Source organism: Staphylococcus edaphicus (genome assembly GCF_002614725.1).
GTDB classification, from domain to species: domain Bacteria; phylum Bacillota; class Bacilli; order Staphylococcales; family Staphylococcaceae; genus Staphylococcus; species Staphylococcus edaphicus.
In genome coordinates this window covers 1-22,007 of record NZ_MRZN01000013.1, presented here as the reverse complement: position 1 = coordinate 22,007, position 22,007 = coordinate 1, and the positions used below count along the sequence as shown (strand labels likewise).

Here is a 22,007-nt window from a genome sequence, read left to right as displayed (position 1 = left end):
GTTTTACTTTATGTTATTTATTTTGCCCTATATGCCTTCTGTATTTGATCTAGTTGGTCAATCGTCAAACCAATGCCTCCTTCACCAAAATACCAGCTATTTGCTTCAAATACGCTTACATGATGCTGTTTGATAGCTTCAACATTTTTTATAACATCATTGTCCAAGGATGGAGGCAACGCTTTACTTTGCGAGGACGCTTGTTTTGTTCTATCGACAACAAATAACTTATCGGGATTGATCTTATTTAAATATTCATTAGATATTAATATACCACTTGAATTTGCTTGCATATTTTTATCTGCGTGCTTTATGCCTAAATCTTTGTTTAAAAAGCCGCCAAATCTTCCAGTAGGGCCAAAAGTCTTAATTCCTTTATCATCTACATTTAAAAATAGCACAGTTGAATTATCAATGACTTTTCGTGTCGCTGTAATTTTTTTATCTAGTGATCTATTTAAAGCTTTAACTTCAGTTTCCTTTTTAAATATTTTACCGATTTTCATGGTATTTTGTTTAATTGAGTCTATATAATTGTCATTTTGAGGACTAACAAAGATGATTTTTGCATTTGGCGCTGCTTTTTTCATTTCTGCTAACGTTTTTGAACGTGCTTGTCTAAATGATGCAAATATGATGTCAGGTTTTGCTTTTGCCAAATTATTGAAATTGGGTTGTCCGGGATTACCAATATTGCGGTACTTTTTATCCTTAAATTCTTTTAAACTGTTAGGTAAAAATGAATTGCCTTGGCCTTTAGCAATCGCAACGATATTTTTTTGCAATTTCAATGCTTTCATAACATCCAGCGCACCATAATCCATAACAACAACCCGCTTAGGATTAGTAGGGACTTCAAGCGTTTCATTAATAATTTCTCCGTTTTTATGATCTTTATTTTTTTCCTTAAATTCATATGTATTTTTAATTTTCACCGTATCTTGCTGTGATTTAGTTTGATTTGACTCTTTATTACAAGCGGTTAATACTACGATACAGCACAATGTTAAGAAAATAACTAATTTTGTTTTCAAAAAAATTCCTCCTTGTTGTAGAAATTAAGTATATATTAATTGAAAATCATTATCAATTACTGTTTTAAAATAAGTTCTACATAACAAACGTAAATTAAAGGAAGCTACAAATAATTTGCAACCTAATTAGATTTTCGTCGCCATAATAGCAGTGTATGACGCATCGCTTATGAATCAATAATCAGAAACAACATGCCGTTTATAATAAGTAATGATTTGTATAGTAAAAATGCAATACTTTATACATAGGAGAGCCATTCTCTTCAAATACATATAACTTCCTATAATATATATTATGTAAACTAAAATGCAAAATAGATGTTATAACAAGCAAATCATCGTTAATTGCCACTTGTTACGTTAACCTAATAATATAACTCGCATTATTGAATTAATGACTACAATTATTAAATATCTTTATGTTTAACATTGTTTTTGATTCGAGCGAACCAACAATTCTTAACGCATCGTTATGTATCCATTTGATTAAAATAACAAATACTGCTGCACTAATATGTCCTAAATTGTTTATCTATGATTATAGACTATTTATTTGCACTTAGATGAACACTTATCCATGATATTTATTGAAACTGTTCAGAAATCTTAATCTCAGCGTTATCCAATTTTGCTAAAGTTCATTATATCCTTGTAACCATCCTTAAACAGAAAATTTTCCTATTCGTATTATAATATTAAAGATTGATTGTATAATCCCAACAATCCTTAAAAATGGTTTAATTTAAATGACTAATTAGTATAAGTTTACATAATATAATTATGTTCACGTATATTAATTAGTGTTTCTTTTCTTGATTTGGGTATATACTATTTAGAGAATATTTTAGGAGTGAAATGAATGCAACAATCTTCGGGTATTAAATGGTCAAGTTTGCTCATCGGAGTTATTTTTCTAGTAATTGGTGTATTTATTATAAGCTTTCCAGAAGAAAACTTATTTGCAATTACTTGGCTAATTGGTCTTTTATTTATTATTAATGGTTTTATAGAAATTTTTATCCGTCGTGTAATGAAAAAAGCGTCACAAAGCGGCACCAATATACTGGTTATTCTAGGTGTTATTAACATTATAATTGGATTACTCATTCTATTTAATGTCGTTACAAGCACAACATTTATTATTTACCTTTTTGCTATTTGGTTCATTATTAATGCCATTTTCAATATATTTACGGTTACACCGTCTGAAAAATCAAATAAAGTTTTTCATACCTTTTCAATTTTATTAAATATAGTTGAAATTGTTTTTGGTCTTATATTGTTATTTAATCCACTAATGGCAGCTTTATTGATTGCTATATTTATGTGTATCGTATTCTTTATTATTGGTATCACATATATTATCGATGCCTTAAACTAGGCTGATCCATTCTTGACTTATACCTTATATTACTAGGGCGTTTAACTAAAAATGAATTAAAACCACACTATAATTCAATAAATTATAGTGTGGTTTCTTTTGTGCTGTTTTATTTGTTATATTCCATTACAACATATAATAAATATATTTTTTACTAAAGAATTATTATCCGTTAAATATATTGAAAATAAATTAAACTATGCTATAATGAAACATGTGGAGAACAACTAGAATTAACATCTCAGAATATTCCACATTCTAGTTTGTTGTTATATTGGATAGCCATCCTAATATAACCAAATTCAACACAAAAGAAAGCACACTGATCAGGGCTTACAACCAGTATGCTTTCTTTTTTTACTATTTTTTAATTTTCTTTCTAACATTATTCAACGTATTAAATAACCAATACTTAGTTTTCTTGATTGGTTTATAGAAATCTCCAATCAGTTCCTCAATTTGTACATTGAAACCACGTTTAAAGCGATATACGCCATAATCTTCACTATTTTCAGTAAAGTCTCCTGAAAGTCCATAGAAATTATAACGACCATAGCCATGATCAAAACAGTAGTTCATCATGTACCAATGCATCATGTAAGGCCCCATGTATTGATTATATTTTTCTGATGATCCACCTGAGAAATAATTCACTTCATATGCATTTGCAAAATATACACCTGCTGCTAAATTCAATATAGCACCATCCGTTAATCTTAATTCACTGGCATGAAGTAATTCTTTTTTATCATGCTCAATTTGTTTATCTAGTTCAGCAATTTTTTTCAATTGCTTATCAGATTTGTTCTCATTTTGCATCATTTGGTCACGTCGAGCTTCTTTTTCGTTAATGCCTTCTTGGGTATGATTGATATATTCATCTAAATCAATATAAGCCAATGGAATCAATGCTTTATCCCCATAATTATCTATAAAATTATAGAAATATTCATCCGTTTTAGAAACAAAACCTGTACGTTCTTCAGTTTCACGATACAATTCTAAGAATATATCAAATTCGTCTCTTGTTAATAGTCTTACTTTTACACCAAAATTAATCGCCTTATTGATGTTACGCTTCCTTTGACTATCAAATTGTTTTTTCAATGATGTCGGCGTTTCCCCATCAAGATTTAATACACCCATCCATCTAACTTGACTAGACGTATCGTACTCTGTTGTAAATCCATGGTGTATATAATGATGCGATTTAAATAAATTAACTAATGCATCATTCTTATCATGATTCGGCAATGGATTAATATCTTTGTCATAGACTTGATAAATCCAATAGGGATCCATCTTCACATATAAACAATTATGTTGTTGCAAATAAGTGTCTAATTCACGTAAATAAAAATCTACTAACCCTAAATCATTGTAATCCATAACTGGACCACGATTTGAATAATAAACATAGCTTCCCATTGTAGGAATTTTAGAGAAAAGACTAGCAGCAATTACTTGATTATCATCGTCTTTTAAACCTAATAGTACAACTTGAAATCCATCTTCTTCTCTTGTCGCAATATTTTCTTTCACTTGAAAATAATGACTTTCTAATGCTGGATTCTGTACAAAATTGTCATATTCTTTAACAGTTAACTCTGTAAATTTCATTCTAGCTTAGTTCCCTTCTATTTATGTTTAATTCTTTCTATCTTTTATTTTTTTCAATGTCGTATAAATTTTGTACATTGGTTTATTAATTGGTTTAATAAAATCACCAACATATTCTACTACGTCTGCGTTAAAGCCTTTTTTAAATTTAACCACGCCTGCATCTTCTGCTTTTTCAGTAAAATCACCACTGATGCCATAGAAATTATATCGATTTATACTGTGGTCTATCGCATAATTTATCATCTTCCACTGAATAGCATAACTTCCTGCAAAATGTCTAAATTCGTTAGACGTGCCACCTGCATAATAGACTACTTCATAAGGGTTAATAATAAAATATGCTGCTGAAATTGGTAATTCATTGCCATGTTTTTCTTGTAACGCCACTGCTTCGTCTATTTTCTGTTGATTTGCTATAAGCTGTTGTTCTAAATTATCTTTTTTATTATATGCTTTTTTATTTTCTGGTCGTTTCTCAATATCTTTAACTGCTTTATTGATATCTTTACTCAACACTTCACGTTCCGATTTTAATTCTTCAATATATTCGTTAAAGTCCATATAAGCTAAAGGTACTAGAACACGATCTTTATAATATCTTAATCTATTATAATAAAAATCATCATCTCTATCGTCAAAATCTTTCGTTTCAGAAGTGTCTTCCATAAATGAGCGGAATATAGGCAATTCATCTTCACCTAAAAATCTTACTTTCACACCATTTTTTTGTACTTTTTTAGTATTTCTTTTACGCAAACTATCCATACCATTGAGTACATCTTTAGCCGTTTTCCCTGCTAAATCTAAAACGGAATGAAATCTTATTTGAAGAATAGGATCAAATCCAGTTAAAAATCCTTGGTGTTTATAACCGAGCTGTTTCATTTTATCAAAGATCCAATCGTTACCAGCATTTTCTAATATTTCACCATCATGGTTACGATATTGATATGCCAGATAAGGATCTACACGTAAATATAACGCATTATGTTGTTTAACATATTTCGTCAATTCATTAAAGAAATAATGAACAAGTTCTTTATTGTCAAAATCTATAACTGGTCCTCTATTTGTATAAAAATACTTAAAGAATTTCATCACTGGTACCGCTGTTAATAAACACGCTGCAATGACTTCATTTTGGTTGTTTTTAATACCAACCAAGTGGGTTTCTGTACTTTCTGCAATTTTCAATTCATAATTCCCTATCATTTGTGTGAAATGACTATTTGGCATTTTATCGGTAAATGCACCAAATTCTTTTGCAGTTAAATTCGTAAATTTCATTTTTATATACTCCTAGTTATCTATAGTCCTATTTTCGAGTTTAAATCTCAATCTTGATTATTATACAACATTCATTTATAAAACTAAATCAATAGCCTGCGCATCATCTTTCTAATGTAATGATTACATTGCGCTTTATGTATTATTTAATTATATCACTACTTTTATTTTAACAAAGCTTAAGCATTTATTCATATTTGACACCTTAAATCTAAATTATCATCTAATTATAAACTATATAGTTAGTTTCAATGCAATATTCACTATTAATATGCCATTGATATTTACCGCGCAGTCTATTTTGTTAGGCGTATTGTAGCTATATTATACAAATAATCTCACCTTACAATTCTAGACCTTTTAATTTTAAAATACGTTAAACAAAGAACATATACTTATTTTCATCATTCTTCGCATCAGTTACATTAATAAGTGATATTTTTTATGGATTGAACAACACCATTTTATTTTTGCAGTGACACAACTAAACCTTTTGTCTCAAAACAAAAACAAACCCTAAGTGACATATCACTTAAGGCTTGTCTTAGTTCAAACATTGTATTCTTATCCAGTACTTCAGTTTTTTACTTAAAAGTACTTTGTTTAAATTATAAAGCATCTCTGATTGCTTTACCTATAGCTACACTTGATTGTGGGTTTTGACCAGTAATGAATTGTGCATCAGATTCAACATGTTCTGTAAAATCATCATTAGCTACAAACTTAGCACCTTGGTTCTCCAATTCAGTCTGTGTTAAAAATGGAACTTTATTATCTAGACCCATCGTACGTTCTTCATTATCTGTAAATGAAGTTAATGTTACACCGTTCACTAAGAAGTTACCTTGTTTATCTTTGGCACCTACAAAAGCACTTGGTCCATGACATACAGAAGAAATAATTTTATTTTCATCCTTGAAGTCTGCTAATATTTCTGCTAATTGCTGATTGTGCGCAAAGTCAAATACTGTACCGTGACCACCTGGTAAATAAACAGCATCGTATTGTGCTACATCCACATTTTCAATGCTAGGAACTTGTTTTAATTTTTCAACAAATTTAGCATATTGATCTAATTCATCATTTTGAGTAGAATTTGGATCTAATGGCACTTGTCCGCCTTCAATTGAAACCAAATCCACATCAATTCCTGCTTGTGTTAATATATTATAAGGTTCACTCGCCTCTTCTAGCCATAAACCAGTTGGTGTACCATCATCATATTGACTTCTACTTGTTATTATAAATAAAACTTTTTTACTCAAATTTAGTCACCTCTTTTTAAAATAAGGATACTAACCATATAAGTTATTTTGCTATTATCCTCTAATAGATAATTACCCTTATTTTCAATGCGTATACATAGAAATCAAATCTAAACGTTACTTAATTTAATGCATCTCGTATAGTTTTTAAATATTCAATAGTACTTTGTTTATCATTGTTATCAAAACGTTTTACTATTTCACTACCAATAACAACGCCATCTGAAGCTTCGATTATATCTTTAACATGTTCTGCTGTTCTTATACCAAATCCTGCTACCACAGGAACTACACTATGCGATTTTATATTTTTAATCTTATTTTTTAATTCGGGGTGAAATTTTCCATTTTCCCCAGTTGTTGCATTCATCGTTACTGTGTAAATAAAGCCTTCCGCATCTTCAGCAATTTGATTACTTCTAGTTTCTGTAGTAGTCATAGCAATTAATGAAATAATATTTGTTTTGCGTTCTGGATGGCGTGCTTTGAGTTGTTGCACTAATTCATGAGGTAAATCAGGAATAATCAAACCGTACACACCCGCTGCTTCACAAGCATTTAAAAATGCAGTCTCGCCATAGTGATTTATGATATTATAATACGTCATTAACACATATTCGCTCTGAATTTCATTACGGTGTTCAGTAAGTTGATCGAAAATATATTGTATATTCACACCTTCTTGAATTGCCTTATTGCCAGCATTCATAATTACCGGTCCATCAGCAACAGGATCTGAAAATGGTACACCTACTTCTATAATATCTGCACCTGCATCATTCAATGTTTTTACATTTGCGATAAAATCTTTGTCTCCCATTACATAAGGTACAAATAATTTAGACATGTGATTCACCTTCCTGTTTCATATAATTTCTAATGGTTTCCATATCCTTATCTCCACGTCCGGATACTGTAACCACAAGTATCTCATCGTTACGCATTGTAGGTGCTAATTCTTCAACGTAACTTAAAGCATGTGCGCTTTCGATTGCTGGTATAATACCTTCAGCTTTAGTAAAACGAACTAAAGCATCCATAGCTTGTTTATCACTGGCAGTAGCATATTTAACTCTTCCAATATCATGGTAATATGAGTGTTCCGGTCCGACACCTGGATAATCTAATCCAGCAGATATCGAATGAGCTAACTGTATTTGGCCATTGTCATCTTGAATTAAATACATTTTTGTGCCATGTAAGACACCTTCTTCTCCTTTATTTATCGCCAAGGCATGTTTATCCGTATCAATACCATCACCAGCAGCTTCTACGCCATATAGTTTAACATCATCATTTATAAACGGATAAAACGTCCCTATAGCATTAGATCCACCACCAACACATGCAACGATAGCGTCTGGTAGTTGTCTTTCTTTTTCATGAACTTGCGTTTTAATTTCTTGTCCTATAATTTTTTGGAAATCTCTTACAATTGTAGGGAATGGATCTGGTCCTAATGCAGAACCTAATAGATAATGTGTGTCATCCACATGACTCACCCAATATTGAAGTGCTTTATTGACAGCATCTGATAAAGTTCCTTGACCTTCAGTTACCGACTCTACCTTTGCTCCTAACAATTCCATTCTAAAAACATTTAAGGCTTGGCGCTTCATATCTTCTTCCCCCATAAACACAATAAGCTCCATATCAAATAAGGCAGCTACCGTTGCGCTAGCTACACCATGTTGACCTGCACCAGTTTCAGCAACTAACTTGTTTTTGCCCATGCGTTTAGCTAACAATGCCTGGCCAAGCGCATTATTTATTTTATGTGCACCCGTGTGGTTTAAATCTTCACGTTTTAAATATATTTTAGCCCCACCTAATGATTCCGAATATGACTGAGCATAAGTCAATGGCGTTTCACGACCTACATAATCTTTTAAATACCCATCGAGTTCTTCTTGAAATTCAGGATCTTCTTTTGCTGCCTGATAAGCTTGTTTCAGTTCTTGTACTGCAGGCATTAAAGTTTCTGGTACATATTGACCACCATAATTACCAAAGAAACCAAATGCGTCTACTTCAGTTTGTATATTTTTCACCATAATTAATTGTCTCCTTTTACTCGTGCTATTATTGATTGCATTTTACATATATCTTTATCATTATTTGTTTCTATACCACTCGATATATCATAACCTCTGTGTTGTAGGGATAGTTTTTCTATTTTTTTGATATTCTCATCATTGATACCGCCAGCAATCAAAAAATCAATATCTTTTATATCTTCTAAAATTGTCCAATCATATACTTTGCCAGTACCACCATAACTTTGCGATGGGGTATCTATAATAAATTGATCTACTTGATGTGAATAATATTCAATTGCAGTCAGTAATGATGCACTATCTTTAGCAGGCAATGCTTTAATAATTTTTATATGATCATGCTTTTGCCTGATATATGAGATTGTTGTTAACGCTTCATCACCGTGTAACTGAATAGTTGTGATTCCAGTTTGTTCTATTATACTATCTAGCACATGATATTCAGGGTTCACCAGGATTACGACCTTTTCCTTATCATCAGGAATAACATCTGTAAATTGCTTGATGGTTGGAATATCGACAAAGCGTTTGCTTTTTGGAAAATGAATGAATCCCATCGCATCAATATTTAAATCTTTTGCTTTTTGTACATCCTCTAGATTGCGAAAACCACAAAATTTTAATTTCATCTTGTCACCTTAGTCATTTTTAATCCCGGTAAGAATTGGCTTAAATCATCGCATTTCATCAAAGATTCACCAATTAATAAACCATCTATACCAGAAGCTACTATATTTGCTACATCTTCCTTATCGCGAATCCCACTTTCAGAAATGTAGTAGAAACCATCTTTTTTATTTTCTAAAATCTCATTGGTATGCAAGACATCTGTAACGAACTTTTTAAGATCTCTGTTATTCACACCAATTATTTGTGGATTTAGGTCATAGGCACGCGCTAATTCTTCTTTATCATGTACCTCTACAAGTACCTCTAAATTTAGTGATGTAGCATATTGATATAATTCTTTTAGTTGTTCATCGGATAACACATTGACAATTAATAGAATAATTGAAGCGCCTGCTTTTTTTGCAACATCAATTTGTACTTTATCTACTACGAAGTCCTTACATAATACAGGCAATTCAGTTTGTACGGTTAAAGATTGTAAACGTTCATAACTGCCACCAAAATATTGCTCATCAGTTAATATCGAAACTGCATTAGCACCATATGCTTCATAATCCTTAACTTGCTGCACTAAATCTCTACCAGGCAATTCATTTAATGTCGGGCTTTTTGATTTTATTTCTGCAATTACTGCTAAACAATCTGAATCCTCTATTTGAGTTTCAAATGACGTTTTATGTGAAATATCTATATCTTTTAGTGTTTTTAATTTATCTTCATAATAGCCTTGTTCTATTAAATCTTTTTTATATAATACAATTTCATCCAATATAGTCATATGTTTTACCTCCCATTTTGTTGTATTGTGCTAATGCTTCGCCCTCATCAATCAATTTCTGTGCCTTATACACACCTTCTTGAATTGTTCCCACTTGCTCTGATGCATACAATGCAATACCAGCATTCAATACAACTACATCTCGCCTTGCACTTCGATCATTACCATTTAAAATGTTTTTAGTAATTTCTAAATTTTCAGCTGGGGTGCCACCTTTAAGCTCTTCGTTTGACGCATAATCTAAACCAACATCTTGTGCATTTAAAGTGTATGTTTCAATACCTTCATTTGCATTTATCTCATATAACAAATTATCTCCAGACAAGGTAGCTTCATCCATACCATTAGCCCCATACACTACAATTGCTTTTTTACGCCCTAGATCTGCTAATGTTTGTGCAATTTTATCTAGTTTTGACTTTTCATATACTCCCATAACTTGATAATCCAATTTAAAAGGATTTATCATTGGTCCAGTTATATTAAAAATAGTTGGATTGCTCATATGCTTTCGTATAGGTTGTATTTTCTTCATAATTGGATACGTTTCTGTCGCATTTAAAAACACTAACCCTTTTTCATTCAATTGATTGGGCGTCTGTGTTACAGCGGTCGTTTGAATTTGCATTGCATTTAGTAAATCCGTACTTCCTGATGAAGAAGTTACACTCTTATTGCCATGCTTTATTACTGGCACGCCTGCACTAGCAACTACAAATGAGACAGTTGTAGATATATTGAAACTGTTTGATTTATCGCCACCAGTACCACAGACACACATACTCTTTGGATAATATGGTTGTTGATCATACATAGAATGAATTAAACTGTTCGTAATGTAGGTTAATTCTTGTTGTGTAATTTCCTTCTCTGAAAATGACGCTAAATAATCTATTTTCACATTCTCTTGCACATCTTCGGAAATAAGTAATGCGATAAATGCGTTCATTTGTTGCTGATTTAATGGTTTATATTGATTAAGTAATGTTTGTAATTCCATGATTTTTAACCTCCTCTACAATGCCTAAAAAGTTGTTAATAATTTCTTTGCCAAATTCCGTTGCAAATGATTCTGGATGGTATTGAATGCCATAATGTAATAGCTGTTTATGTTCGAATGATTGTATACAATCTTCAGTTTCAGCTGTAATCATTAAAGATGTCGGCATCGTTTGCGGATTGCTGATAAGTGAATGGTATCTCATTATTTCAGAATATTCTGGAATATTAGTGTATAGTTTTGTTTCTTTTATGATTTGCATTTGATCTTTTTTACCATGCATAATGTTTTCACTTTGAATCACATCCCCATGATAATAACAAGTTAATGCTTGTGCTCCTAAACACACACCTAATATAGGCTTTTCTTCATAATGTTTAATAATATGCATTAGGTTCTCTGTATCTAATGGATGACCAGGACCAGGAGATATTACTACACCATCAACATCTAAATGATAAATACTCGGATCATCAGGATACTTAACGATCACTTCGTCTTGTGGTGCTATCATATTCACTAAATTATAGGTGAACGAATCATAGTTATCGACTATCAATATCATGGTGACACCTCCAATAAACTTTTTGCTTTCAGTTTTGTTTCTTCCAGTTCTTTTTCAGGTACAGAGTCATATACTACGCCACAACCAGCTTGAACATTCACATATGTGTCATCAATCATCATCGTCCTGATTGCCAAAGCAAAATCTAAATCATGATTGCAATTAATATAACCAATACCACCACTGTAAACACCACGTTTATGTGGGTTTGATTCGTAAATTCGTTGAATTGCTCTAAGCTTTGGTGCTCCAGATACCGTACCAGTAGGTAACAAACTTGCAATCACAGTCATTGGAGAATAATCACTTTCTAATTGACCAGTCACTTCACTCACAATGTGCATCACATGTTCATATCGTTCAATCGTCATCAGTTTTTGAATTTTTGAGGTTCCTGTTTGACTTATTCTGTGAATATCATTTCTTCCTAGATCAACAAGCATACTATGCTCACTCAACTCTTTTTCATCATTAATGAGCAGCGTTTCATTCGCGTTATCTTCTTCTTCGGTCGCACCCCTTTTTATAGTTCCAGCAATTGGGTTAGTCATTACTGTTTGTCCTTTTACTTTTACAAAGCTTTCTGGTGAACTACCTACAATAATTGGGCGATCCATATTCATGTAGTACATATATGGACTTGGGTTTTGTCGTTTTAAATTTTGGTATAGTTGATAAGATAATTGTTGCAGTTGTTGACCAAAATAATGTTCATAACTATAAATAATAGATGGTACTACTTGGAACATATCACCTTGTTGAATAAGTGTTTTCATATGTTTAACCGTTTCAATAAATTGTGTTGGCGACATATTAGATTTTATATGCTTCTCTGTTGCAGTATGTTCAATTTTTGTTGGATAGATTTTTATTTGTTGCAATTCTGCCACACGACGTTGCACACGTTCCTGTAATTGTGCATCATTATCATTAGAAAATATGTTAGTGGCTATAACATATAAATGCTCTTTATAATGGTCAAACACATAAACATCTTCTACCATATGAAATTTTGTATCATGTTGTGAATGATCTGCTAATTCAATTTGTTTTAAAACTGGAAATTCATGTCTCACTAAATCAAAACTACATGACCCAACGAACCCTGAGATAAACGGTAATTGCGCCAATCTTTCGTCTTCTATTACCGTCTTGTATTGATCAATAAGTGCTTTCATTTTCTCATAGGGCTGATCATGTTCTATATTATTTCCACCTGGTGTTGATACAGTCATAGTATCATTATCTAAAGTAATAGCACCGTATGTGTCAAAAATAACAATAGAATAACGCCCTTTTAATTTGGATTGATCTGAACTTTCCAAAATGATTTTATTATCTTTTAATCTAGCTAAGGCTTCTGGGGTAACTTCAGCATTTAGTTTTTGATATTGTATTTTCACTTTACTTTCCTCCTTATAAAAAAATCAGCATCCTTAAACATTGTTAAGGACGCTGACGCGCGGTACCACCTAAAATTAGTAGATATTTGAATTATTGAAATTCATCTACTCTCTCTTTATTTTATTCTTTTTTAATCCAACAAAACCCAATTTCAGTCTATGTAGGTGTTAGTTCACATCAACCACTAACTTTCTGCCACTACCTAATCATCACTTACTTCATTTTGTCTTCCAACATAAGTCCATTTCAATACAAAAAACACCACACTAACGCATACTGTAAGGACGCGTTACCGTGGTGCCACCTTAGTTAACAAATTCATTGTTCACTTTAATTGCTATTTAATTTTCATTTAAAAGCCCAATTCACAATATATGCAGTGCTAATTTTCATCAACCATTAGCTTTCTTTTTGCTACATAACATATTTGCTACGTTATCTTTCAAATGGCAACGAATGTATTTTCTGTTGCAATAAGTAATTAACTAGAATCGTACTAGGATAAATTCAATTTGTCAACACTTAACCCGCACATTTATCTAATTTCGTTTATTTAGTACCTAAAATCAAAACGTCTATTGCAATTTATCTGTATTATTTTGATATTTTTCATAAGTATCTTTTGGTGCGACTTTCCTAATCAGATTAGCTCCTATTGCAAACAAAAATAAAAATACAATTGGATGATAAGCAAACTTATGCTCTCCAAATGTAACATATCCAGCATATAACAATATTAAAATCCAAAATATAGTTAGTAGAATCGTTCTTAAGCTTGGTTTTTTCATATATTATGATCTCCCAAATTTTATTTATAAATTTTTTAGTCACATACATTTTTACATATTCAATTAAATCGAATCTTTTTTTCAATGTATTTAGAATTATTTTCCGATTTTATCTTGCTTTTTTTGCGCACTATGCCATTGACCTAAGAGAAATAGCAGTCTTATAACCCCGAGTATTATAGTGCCCAATATATTTAATCCTAATTTTTCCGTTAGAAATAAATGAGTAAGCGTAATTATAAAAAAGATAGATACAACTGCTTCTAATATTTTATTTCCTGTTTTGGATAAAAAATATTGAATTGCCAATAAAACTGCATATATGATTACTCGTAATAATGCTGTTAGAATGCTCATATCAAACCAAGCTTCTCATTACATTATCTTTAATTATTAATGAAATTGAATTCATATTTGCAAATAATAATTGCAATTTATCCTTATGGAGAGCATCAGTCATAAACGATATTTTCCACAGATACTCCAAAACATTTAGCATCATATTAAAACAATTTATTCAGATTTTTCGAATTTTTTCTTATGAAATCTAAATTATTGTATGGGTGCTAAACAATATGCTTGTAACAAAGCCTGTGTTGCTTTGATAGAATCTATATGTGTACGTTCGAGTGCATGTGAAGATTCTATGCCTGCGCCAAATAAACCATGTCTGATATCAGCACCTGCTTTTAACGCTGCAGATGCATCTGAGCTATAATATGGATAAATATCTACTTTATAGGGTATTTTATTAAGCTGGCATAAATGAACTAGCTGTTCACGTAATACTTTATGATAAGGTCCTGAAGCATCCTTCGCACAAATAGATACTGTATATTCATCGGACGCTTGACCATCACCTAATGCTCCCATATCGAAAGCGATAAAATCAACAATTTTTGGCGAAATTGAAGCATTCGCACCATAACCAATTTCTTCATTATTTGAGATATAAAATTGTATAGTATGAGGCAAAATTAAATTTTCATTTTTAATTACTTTTAAAAACTCAATAATCATTGCAACACTTGCTTTATCATCTAAATGACGTGACTTGATAAATCCAGAAGATGTGATTTGAGTCCTTGGATCAAAACTTATAAAATCTCCTACACTTATACCTAAACCTTCAGTGTCCTCTTTTGACATTACTTTTTCATCTAATCTCACTTCCATGTGTTCAATGTTTCTTGATATGTCGTCATTATTACGATACACATGTACACTTGTCTCATGTAAACAGATGGTTCCAGTATAGGTTTGTCCTGCTGAAGTTTCAATTTCACAATATTCTCCTTCAATAGCGTTATAACTGAAGCCACCAATTAAATCCAATGCTAATCTGCCATCTTCCTTAATTTCTTTTACCATTGCACCAAGCGTATCAACATGTGCAGTGATACATTTTTGTGCTTCATCGTTCTCACCTTTCACAGTTATCAACAATGCGCCTTTATTCGTCAACGTTGTTGTATAACCTAAATGTTCGACTTCATCTTTAACGTAAGCAATTGCTTTTTCTGCGTGTCCTGATGGACTATTGATCTCAGTTAATGCTTTTATTGTGGTGAAAATTGATTCCGTCATGCAATCCCCTCCTAGTCTATTTATGCCTATTCTAACTTTTCTCCTCGAAAATTGGTACAATTGTACGAAAATACTTGTCATATTAACACACAAGATTAAAAATTGACTTAAATATATTGAACAATTTCATAAAACAACCTGGTTATTACTTAATTGAGTTTAATATCCTTTACTGAAATCAACTTGATTCTCTAGTGATTCATTGTTCTCTATTTTCTTCAATGTATTATAAAAACAAGATACGGCATTATCTATATCTGTTAATGCTGAAATATGTGGCGTAATCGTAATATCTTCCCTTTCCCATAATTCAGAGTCCTCTTTTAAAGGCTCTGACTCAAAGACATCTAATACAGCATACCTTAATTTCCCTTCATTTAAAGCATTTAACAGGTTCTCCGTATCTACTACCTTTCCTCTTCCAACATTAATAAAAAACACATCATTTAAATGGTTAAAAAATGATTGATTCAATAGTTTCTCTGTATCTAGTGTTAACGGTAAAGTACTAATAATGTAATTCGATTGTTCAAGTGTTGTTGTCGCGTTTTCCATGTTAGTTATGTAATTAAAATATGATTTATGTTCACCATTGTTCGAAATACCGTTTACAGTTGCTCCAAATCTTGAAAATACTTCGGCAATCTTTTGTCCAATTTCTCCTGTACCTAATATTGTTACAGTCTGCTCTTTTAACGAACCTGGCGATTTAACTGCCCAAACTTTCTCTTTTTGCTGCGCTTTGAATCTTGCGTGATATTGTAAATCAGCTAATATATAACTTAAACAATAGGTACTCATTTTTTCTCCGAAATCACTAATTGTTCTAGTTAACAATGTATCTTTCCAACCAGAAATAGCTAAATAATTATTCACTCCTGCGTTAAACGTGTGCACCCAGTTGAATTTAGCAGGATCAAAACTTTCATTCGGAGCGAATCCTACGTAAACATCTGCCCAATCCATATCATTTTGCGAAATGGCATCGATTGATTTAAAGCGTAAATGATACATCTCTAATTGTTTCAAATATGGATGAAAATCAAGTTCGTGTTGGCCCGCAATTAAGATGTTCTTTATTTTCATACTATCTACTCCTTTTATTTTCTAGGTGTCTTAACTCTTTTGTTTTATTTTATTTTGATACTTTGTTTCTCTTACTTCAACATAATTCTATTTGCTTCATTGTCTTATTTTTCACTCTAAATAACATAATGTTACCTATGATTATAAAAATAGCCACACGTGTGCGAAGGTTGTCACTATCATTATAAATTAAGTAAAAAACCTAACACATATTGCGTATTAGTAGCACCTACTATACAATATTACTATTCTGAAAATTTTGATAGAGGTGGTTTACTAAATGAAACAAATCCTTTTCGTTGGCTTAGGTCTTATCGGCGGGAGCTTGGCGAGTAATTTAAGATATTATCATGATGATATTGAAATAACCGCCTTTGATGCGGATACGTCACAACTAGATAAAGCTTTGTCTATTGGTATTATAGATTATCAATCAACCGACTATAAGACAAGTATTGAAAATGCCGATATTATTATTTATGCCACTCCAGTACAGCAAACAGTTAGATACCTACAAGATTTGCCAAACTATCAATTAAGAAAACATGTAATCATTTCGGATACTGGAAGTACAAAGTCGACGATTCAACAATATGAACATTTCCTTTTAGATTATGATATTCATTTAATTGGTGGCCATCCTATGGCAGGAAGTCATAAATCTGGTGTATTAAATGCTAAAAAGCATTTGTTTGAAAATGCTTTTTATATACTCGTACATAATGAACCTGCTAATGACCATGCTTTTGAAGAAATCCAAGACTTATTAAAAACGACTGATGCTAAATTTATTTCAACAACTGCAGAAGAGCATGATTTTGTTACCGGAATAGTTAGTCATGTCCCGCACATTATCGCTTCAAGTTTGGTCCATTTAAATGCCCAACATGTAGATGATTCTGCTTTAGTAAAAACATTAGCTGCGGGTGGTTTTAGAGATATCACAAGAATTGCAAGCAGTAACCCAGTTATGTGGCGTGATATTACAGTTGAAAACAAAGACACTATACTAGGTATCTTAAAGGAATGGAAAGACCAAATGGGAGATGTTATATCGTTGATTGAACGTAATAACGCTGAAGATCTCCACGCTTTTTTTAATGATGCTAAAATTTATCGAGACGAACTCCCCCTTAAACAACAAGGCGCACTATCTGTGGAGTATGATCTATATGTAGATATTCCGGATAAATCAGGTATGATTAGCAAAGTTACAAACATACTAAGTTTACATAATATTTCTATAAGCAACTTAAGAATATTAGAAGTTCGTGAAGATATCTATGGTGCTTTGCGTATTAGTTTTAAAAATCCTGAGGATCGTAAAGCTGGTGCTGATGCACTCAGTAATTTCGATACTTATATCGACTAATACTGTAGTTAGAATGTTTTATCGCTATTTAGTATTTAAAAAACTTTCTGTTAAAGTATGAAATATAGACCCATCTAGCGGAACTAATACGTTAGATGGGTCTTTTGTTACTTATATAATGGCTTGAAGCGTATTGAAAAAATTTCAATAGTTCTTTCTGTATAAAATGCTAAATGAATAGGCAGATTTAGAAGATGCAGTATCAAAAGTTGAATCTTTAATAATTAAAATGAGTTCTGGAACATACTATAAAATATTCAGTCAGATTAGGACTTTTATCGCAATGTACCAAACTTTTATAGACAAATAAAAAGAACGACGATAAAAGTTGCTGCGTAGAATAACAATCCCCACGTTAATCTTACTGATACGCAACTTTATCAAGTCGTTCTTGTAACAAAATCAGAGCATTTATGTGCTTTTTAATTATATCGTAATTCTTAAAAATACGTATTATCTATGCTAAGCATAACTTATAATTTGTTTATTCTGCATTAGGGTCAACTTCACTGATATCCCCTGTATCTTCATCAATATATATAGCAGCATGTGCATGACTAGCATTACCTTTACCATAGTTCACACGATAAATGCCATTTGCTTTATCGACAGAATGGAACCAGTAATCATCATAACGCTTATCTAAATACTCTTTGCCTATTTCTTCTGCTCTAGATGAGCTTATTACAGGTTCTTTATTACCACTATGTCCTTCATGATTTGAAGCACTTCCACCATTTCTTTCAATAGCATCTACATTTTCGACACCTGTAACATTAGCATTTTCATCAGCATAAACTTTTATGGTAAATGAGTTGTTAGCATTATCATCATACACGACGCCACCTTCAGCCGCTTTCATTGTAGGTTCACCATGCTGACTTGTAAATTGTTGGATAGTTATATCACTATTCGGCACTACGAAGTATCTATCTACTTTATCATTATCATAATGAACAGCTATATTCCCATGCTTTTCAGCAGTAACTCCTACTATGGAAAGGTTTCCATCAGCTGATCCTAACTGATTTTTTACGTCATCCTTACTCATCCCAATCTCAACGCCTTCATAGCCCTGACGATTATCTTGATTCATAAAACTAGTATTGAAACTTTCTGTCAAAATATCTATTGAAGGTGCGTCTCCTGAACCGCTACTATTTGATGATGTATTGCTTTGGGAATTATTATTTTGATTAAAACTAATATTCATATTTTCAAAAAATAACTTATATGCTCCAAATATTAAACCAGCAACCAACAATAAAAATACTAAAATAGTTATAATTATCATTATGATTTTACCACCATTTTTTTTAGGTGGTTGCGGAATAAAATTATGATTAGTACTAACCATATTTGAGTAGTTAACACGCTTCCCACATTTATCACAAAACTTTTGTCCATCATGTAATTTATTCCCACAATTATTACAGAATTTCAAAAATACATCCCCCTTTATATTCGATCTTATTTTAATAACAATTAATAATTATAAGTTACTGATATTAAGAATGATTTAAATAAGAAATTAAATACCTACACCAGTTACTATGATTAAAAAATACATTACTCCCATACTTCAAATAATATATTAAGTATATCAAAACCCAAAAATAAAGCTATATACGTTTTGCTGAATTTTACATTTTAATGTGTGTTATCTAATATTAGCCGTAAGTATTTATAGAATCATTTAAATTTCCATGAAGCAATATTAGATATACTATAAATATAACTACATTTAGTCTTTGCTTCACGATTTATTACATCTTTTTTTCTTCTAGAGCTTGTCATTTTACTTTCAATTATTTACTTTTTCGACATATAACGCTTATTATAACTATTAGATTTTCTAATAGTTTCTATTTAAATTACTTGCTGTTGTTTTAGCTAGTCTGCTTTAAGTTTATGTGACAATATCGTCATTTTCTTTAATTTATATGATTTGAAATGTTTTAATATATTAATAACCTATTTGCTAGGAGGAGGCTTATTATGAGTTTAGTCGTTTATCTACTTTTCCTTTTTTCCCCATTATTATTGTTATAGGATTAATTGAATATATTTCACGTCACAAGAAATGACATTCCTGTAAAGCCTGTTTAAATGCTTAACTCACAATATTTTATTTTAGATATTAACTTGATAAAGGCGTTTTCCACATGACAGCGGTCCTTCTAATAATTCTCACTATCCTAGCACTTCTATTTACTATGTCAATACCAATAGCTATTATCATTCTCATTGTCAAAGCGTTAAGCAATTTAAAAATTATCGCCAACCACTTCAGTTTGAGGTTCCGATTATTTATTCTCATCATATAATTATGCTTGTATATCTTAATCTATGCATTACTTACATTTTATGACCAGCCATAAGTCCTAATCGTCCGTGTTTTGTCCCTGCTTCAGTATAAGAAACCGCTTTAGATACAATACCTCGGCCAAATTTTTGATGCAATGCATCAATCGTTTTAGCTAACTTTTCATTTCTTTTTCTTTCGTATTCGTCAATGAATAAATTCAATTGTCTATCTTTCTCATCTATAAATTGTGTTAATGAAATACTGACCGTCCGAAACAACGCATTGTGGTCACATAATTTGTCAGCAAAATATTCAACAACTTTAAAAATATTATCTTCTAAATTAGTTGGATCCTCTAGTGTATATTGCTTATTTATTCCACCTTCATCACTATAGCCAAATGAAAAGTGAATGGTTCTAGCCAATTGATTTCTTCCTCTGACGCGACTTGCAACATCTTCAATTAACTCTCGCATCACTACTTTCGATTCTTCATAACGATAATCACGCATCAGTATTTGACTCTTACAAATAGATGGATTCATCACTTTATATTTATCTCTTACTTTACTTTGATCAATACCGTTTGCATGTAGATGTAAATCGATACCAAGGATACCTAAATCTCGTTTTAAATACGTGTGAGAATAATGTGCCAAATCACCAATGGTAAAAATGCCTCTTTTATTCAATTTCGCTTCTGTTCTTCTACTGATTCCCCAAAATTTGCTGAGTGGCTGAATTGGCCAAACCTTTTTAGGCACGTCTTGATAACGCCATTCCGCAATTAAATTATGGGTATGTTTCGCTTCTATATCCATTGCAATTTTACTCAATAACATATTAGATCCTATACCAATCGAACAATTAATACCTGTTTCTTCCTTAATTTCAAACTGCAACTTTTGGCAAAAAGAGTCAATCGTACTACTAAATCTATGATAACTATCAGTCACATCCATAAAAAATTCATCTATGCTATATTGATGTAAATCTTCAGGCGGGACATAACGCAATGCAATTTTTGATATTGCTACAGAAACTTCTAAATACTTTCTCATACTTGGATTAATAATATATATGTCATTTCTATGTGGTATTTCAAATAATCTCGATCCAGTTTTCACACCCAATGCTTTCAAAGGCCCTGTAGCCGCCAAAACGACTGAACCCTGTCTTTTAGTATCAGCAACAACAGCTAATTTTTCTTTCATAGGATCCAGTCCTTTTTGTATGCAAGAAACACTAGCAAAAAAACTTTTTTGGTCTATACATAGTACATCTCTTTCTTCCAGCAGATTATAATCATACATAGTACATACCCTCCCTTAATTAATTCCATTATATACGAACAAAAGTTCTATTTCAATATCCAAAAGAACAAACGTTCCGTCATTTTAGATAAATAATTTTCACTGTTTTCATGCTATAATATATTCAAATGACTTAAGGAGGATTTATATATGCCAATTGTAAATGTAAAATTACTAGAGGGACGCTCAGATGAACAACTTAAAAATTTAGTAACTGAGGTTACAAACGCCGTAGAAAAAACAACGGGCGCTAATAAAGAAGCGATACAAGTCGTAATAGAAGAAATGAAACCATCTCACTATGGTGTAGCTGGCGTGAGAAAATCTGATCAATCGTAACAAATGAGATATCATTTCAGACTTTAATTCATCCTATCAAATTCACATGTTCTATATAAATTAAAAAGAGTCCGGGACATAAACATTTCTGATTAAAGAATAAACGTCAATTTCTATTGAAATTATATAGAAATTGACGTTTTCTTTATTTTTATATAATTTTGTAGCTCGTTGAGCTACTATTTTTCTT

General features: G+C 31.6%; 20 protein-coding genes and 1 pseudogene. 3 read left to right on the top strand and 18 right to left on the bottom strand.

Features of this window, described 5'->3' with window-relative positions; all coding sequences use genetic code 11:
- Window positions 1-17: 17 nt before the first annotated feature.
- Window positions 18-1,034 (bottom strand): siderophore ABC transporter substrate-binding protein, encoded by a 1,017-nt coding sequence (locus tag BTJ66_RS08545; RefSeq protein ID WP_099090548.1) that lies wholly within the window; start codon window positions 1,032-1,034, stop codon window positions 18-20.
- An 859-nt stretch (window positions 1,035-1,893) separates the two neighbouring features.
- Between BTJ66_RS08545 and BTJ66_RS08540 the strand changes: the two genes are divergently transcribed.
- Window positions 1,894-2,415: an HdeD family acid-resistance protein gene (locus BTJ66_RS08540; RefSeq protein WP_099090547.1), complete on the top strand. Its 522-nt coding sequence runs from the start codon at window positions 1,894-1,896 to the stop codon at window positions 2,413-2,415.
- Between the two features lie 360 nt (window positions 2,416-2,775).
- On the opposite strand, the gene BTJ66_RS08535 is transcribed toward BTJ66_RS08540, so the two are convergent.
- The 14 genes from BTJ66_RS08535 to BTJ66_RS08470 all read right to left on the bottom strand — a co-directional run bounded on the left by BTJ66_RS08535 (window position 2,776) and on the right by BTJ66_RS08470 (window position 16,485).
- Window positions 2,776-4,035: an aminoacyltransferase gene (locus BTJ66_RS08535; RefSeq protein ID WP_099090546.1), complete on the bottom strand. Its 1,260-nt coding sequence runs from the start codon at window positions 4,033-4,035 to the stop codon at window positions 2,776-2,778.
- A gap of 27 nt (window positions 4,036-4,062) precedes the next feature.
- Window positions 4,063-5,325 (bottom strand): aminoacyltransferase, encoded by a 1,263-nt coding sequence (locus tag BTJ66_RS08530; RefSeq protein ID WP_099090545.1) that lies wholly within the window; start codon window positions 5,323-5,325, stop codon window positions 4,063-4,065.
- 608 nt (window positions 5,326-5,933) lie between these two features.
- On the bottom strand, window positions 5,934-6,590 hold the full coding sequence (locus BTJ66_RS08525; RefSeq protein ID WP_099090544.1) for a type 1 glutamine amidotransferase domain-containing protein: 657 nt from the start codon (window positions 6,588-6,590) through the stop codon (window positions 5,934-5,936).
- 121 nt (window positions 6,591-6,711) lie between these two features.
- A complete protein-coding gene (gene trpA, locus BTJ66_RS08520; protein WP_099090543.1) occupies window positions 6,712-7,437 on the bottom strand; it encodes a tryptophan synthase subunit alpha in 726 nt (241 codons plus the stop codon).
- Complete coding sequence (trpB, locus tag BTJ66_RS08515) at window positions 7,430-8,644, bottom strand: tryptophan synthase subunit beta (RefSeq protein WP_099090542.1); 1,215 nt, start codon at window positions 8,642-8,644, stop codon at window positions 7,430-7,432. Before trpB ends, trpA begins: the two co-directional genes overlap by 8 nt.
- A gap of 2 nt (window positions 8,645-8,646) precedes the next feature.
- The gene (locus BTJ66_RS08510) at window positions 8,647-9,276 is read right to left on the bottom strand and encodes a phosphoribosylanthranilate isomerase (RefSeq protein WP_099090541.1); all 630 of its coding nucleotides are present in this window, start codon (window positions 9,274-9,276) and stop codon (window positions 8,647-8,649) included.
- Window positions 9,273-10,055, bottom strand: a complete 783-nt coding sequence (gene trpC, locus BTJ66_RS08505; protein WP_099090540.1) for an indole-3-glycerol phosphate synthase TrpC — start codon at window positions 10,053-10,055, stop codon at window positions 9,273-9,275. Before trpC ends, BTJ66_RS08510 begins: the two co-directional genes overlap by 4 nt.
- The gene (gene trpD / locus BTJ66_RS08500; protein WP_099090539.1) at window positions 10,039-11,055 is read right to left on the bottom strand and encodes an anthranilate phosphoribosyltransferase; all 1,017 of its coding nucleotides are present in this window, start codon (window positions 11,053-11,055) and stop codon (window positions 10,039-10,041) included. The genes trpC and trpD overlap by 17 nt, the downstream gene beginning before the upstream one ends.
- Entirely contained in the window at window positions 11,033-11,620 is a 588-nt protein-coding gene (locus BTJ66_RS08495) for an anthranilate synthase component II (RefSeq protein ID WP_099090538.1), read from the bottom strand. The genes trpD and BTJ66_RS08495 overlap by 23 nt, the downstream gene beginning before the upstream one ends.
- Window positions 11,617-13,023, bottom strand: a complete 1,407-nt coding sequence (locus BTJ66_RS08490) for an anthranilate synthase component I (protein WP_099090537.1) — start codon at window positions 13,021-13,023, stop codon at window positions 11,617-11,619. Before BTJ66_RS08490 ends, BTJ66_RS08495 begins: the two co-directional genes overlap by 4 nt.
- Before the next feature lie 576 nt (window positions 13,024-13,599).
- The gene (locus BTJ66_RS08485; RefSeq protein WP_099090536.1) at window positions 13,600-13,812 is read right to left on the bottom strand and encodes a hypothetical protein; all 213 of its coding nucleotides are present in this window, start codon (window positions 13,810-13,812) and stop codon (window positions 13,600-13,602) included.
- 96 nt (window positions 13,813-13,908) lie between these two features.
- Window positions 13,909-14,169: a hypothetical protein gene (locus BTJ66_RS14030; protein ID WP_099090535.1), complete on the bottom strand. Its 261-nt coding sequence runs from the start codon at window positions 14,167-14,169 to the stop codon at window positions 13,909-13,911.
- Window positions 14,170-14,364: 195 nt separating this feature from the next.
- Window positions 14,365-15,399 carry a M42 family metallopeptidase gene (locus BTJ66_RS08475; protein WP_099090534.1) on the bottom strand — a complete coding sequence of 345 codons (1,035 nt, stop codon included), beginning with the start codon at window positions 15,397-15,399 and terminating at the stop codon, window positions 14,365-14,367.
- A gap of 159 nt (window positions 15,400-15,558) precedes the next feature.
- On the bottom strand, window positions 15,559-16,485 hold the full coding sequence (locus BTJ66_RS08470; RefSeq protein ID WP_099090533.1) for a D-2-hydroxyacid dehydrogenase: 927 nt from the start codon (window positions 16,483-16,485) through the stop codon (window positions 15,559-15,561).
- Window positions 16,486-16,765: 280 nt separating this feature from the next.
- On the opposite strand from BTJ66_RS08470, the gene BTJ66_RS08465 reads away from it, so the two are divergent.
- Window positions 16,766-17,857, top strand: a complete 1,092-nt coding sequence (locus BTJ66_RS08465; protein WP_099090532.1) for a prephenate dehydrogenase — start codon at window positions 16,766-16,768, stop codon at window positions 17,855-17,857.
- 484 nt (window positions 17,858-18,341) lie between these two features.
- Here the strand turns inward: BTJ66_RS08465 and BTJ66_RS08460 are convergent, their stop codons facing one another.
- The 3 genes and pseudogenes from BTJ66_RS08460 to BTJ66_RS08455 form a co-directional block, all read right to left on the bottom strand.
- Window positions 18,342-19,214, bottom strand: a complete 873-nt coding sequence (locus tag BTJ66_RS08460) for a hypothetical protein (protein WP_238597614.1) — start codon at window positions 19,212-19,214, stop codon at window positions 18,342-18,344.
- 21 nt (window positions 19,215-19,235) lie between these two features.
- A pseudogene (locus BTJ66_RS14025) lies at window positions 19,236-19,301 on the bottom strand (zinc-ribbon domain-containing protein); the annotation flags it as partial.
- A gap of 914 nt (window positions 19,302-20,215) precedes the next feature.
- Window positions 20,216-21,478 carry a Y-family DNA polymerase gene (locus tag BTJ66_RS08455; RefSeq protein WP_099090530.1) on the bottom strand — a complete coding sequence of 421 codons (1,263 nt, stop codon included), beginning with the start codon at window positions 21,476-21,478 and terminating at the stop codon, window positions 20,216-20,218.
- Between the two features lie 150 nt (window positions 21,479-21,628).
- Here BTJ66_RS08455 and BTJ66_RS08450 point away from each other — a divergent pair, with 150 nt between their 5' ends.
- Window positions 21,629-21,817, top strand: coding sequence for a 2-hydroxymuconate tautomerase (locus tag BTJ66_RS08450; protein WP_099090529.1), 189 nt, complete (start codon window positions 21,629-21,631; stop codon window positions 21,815-21,817).
- The last annotated feature ends 190 nt before the right edge of the window (window positions 21,818-22,007 follow it).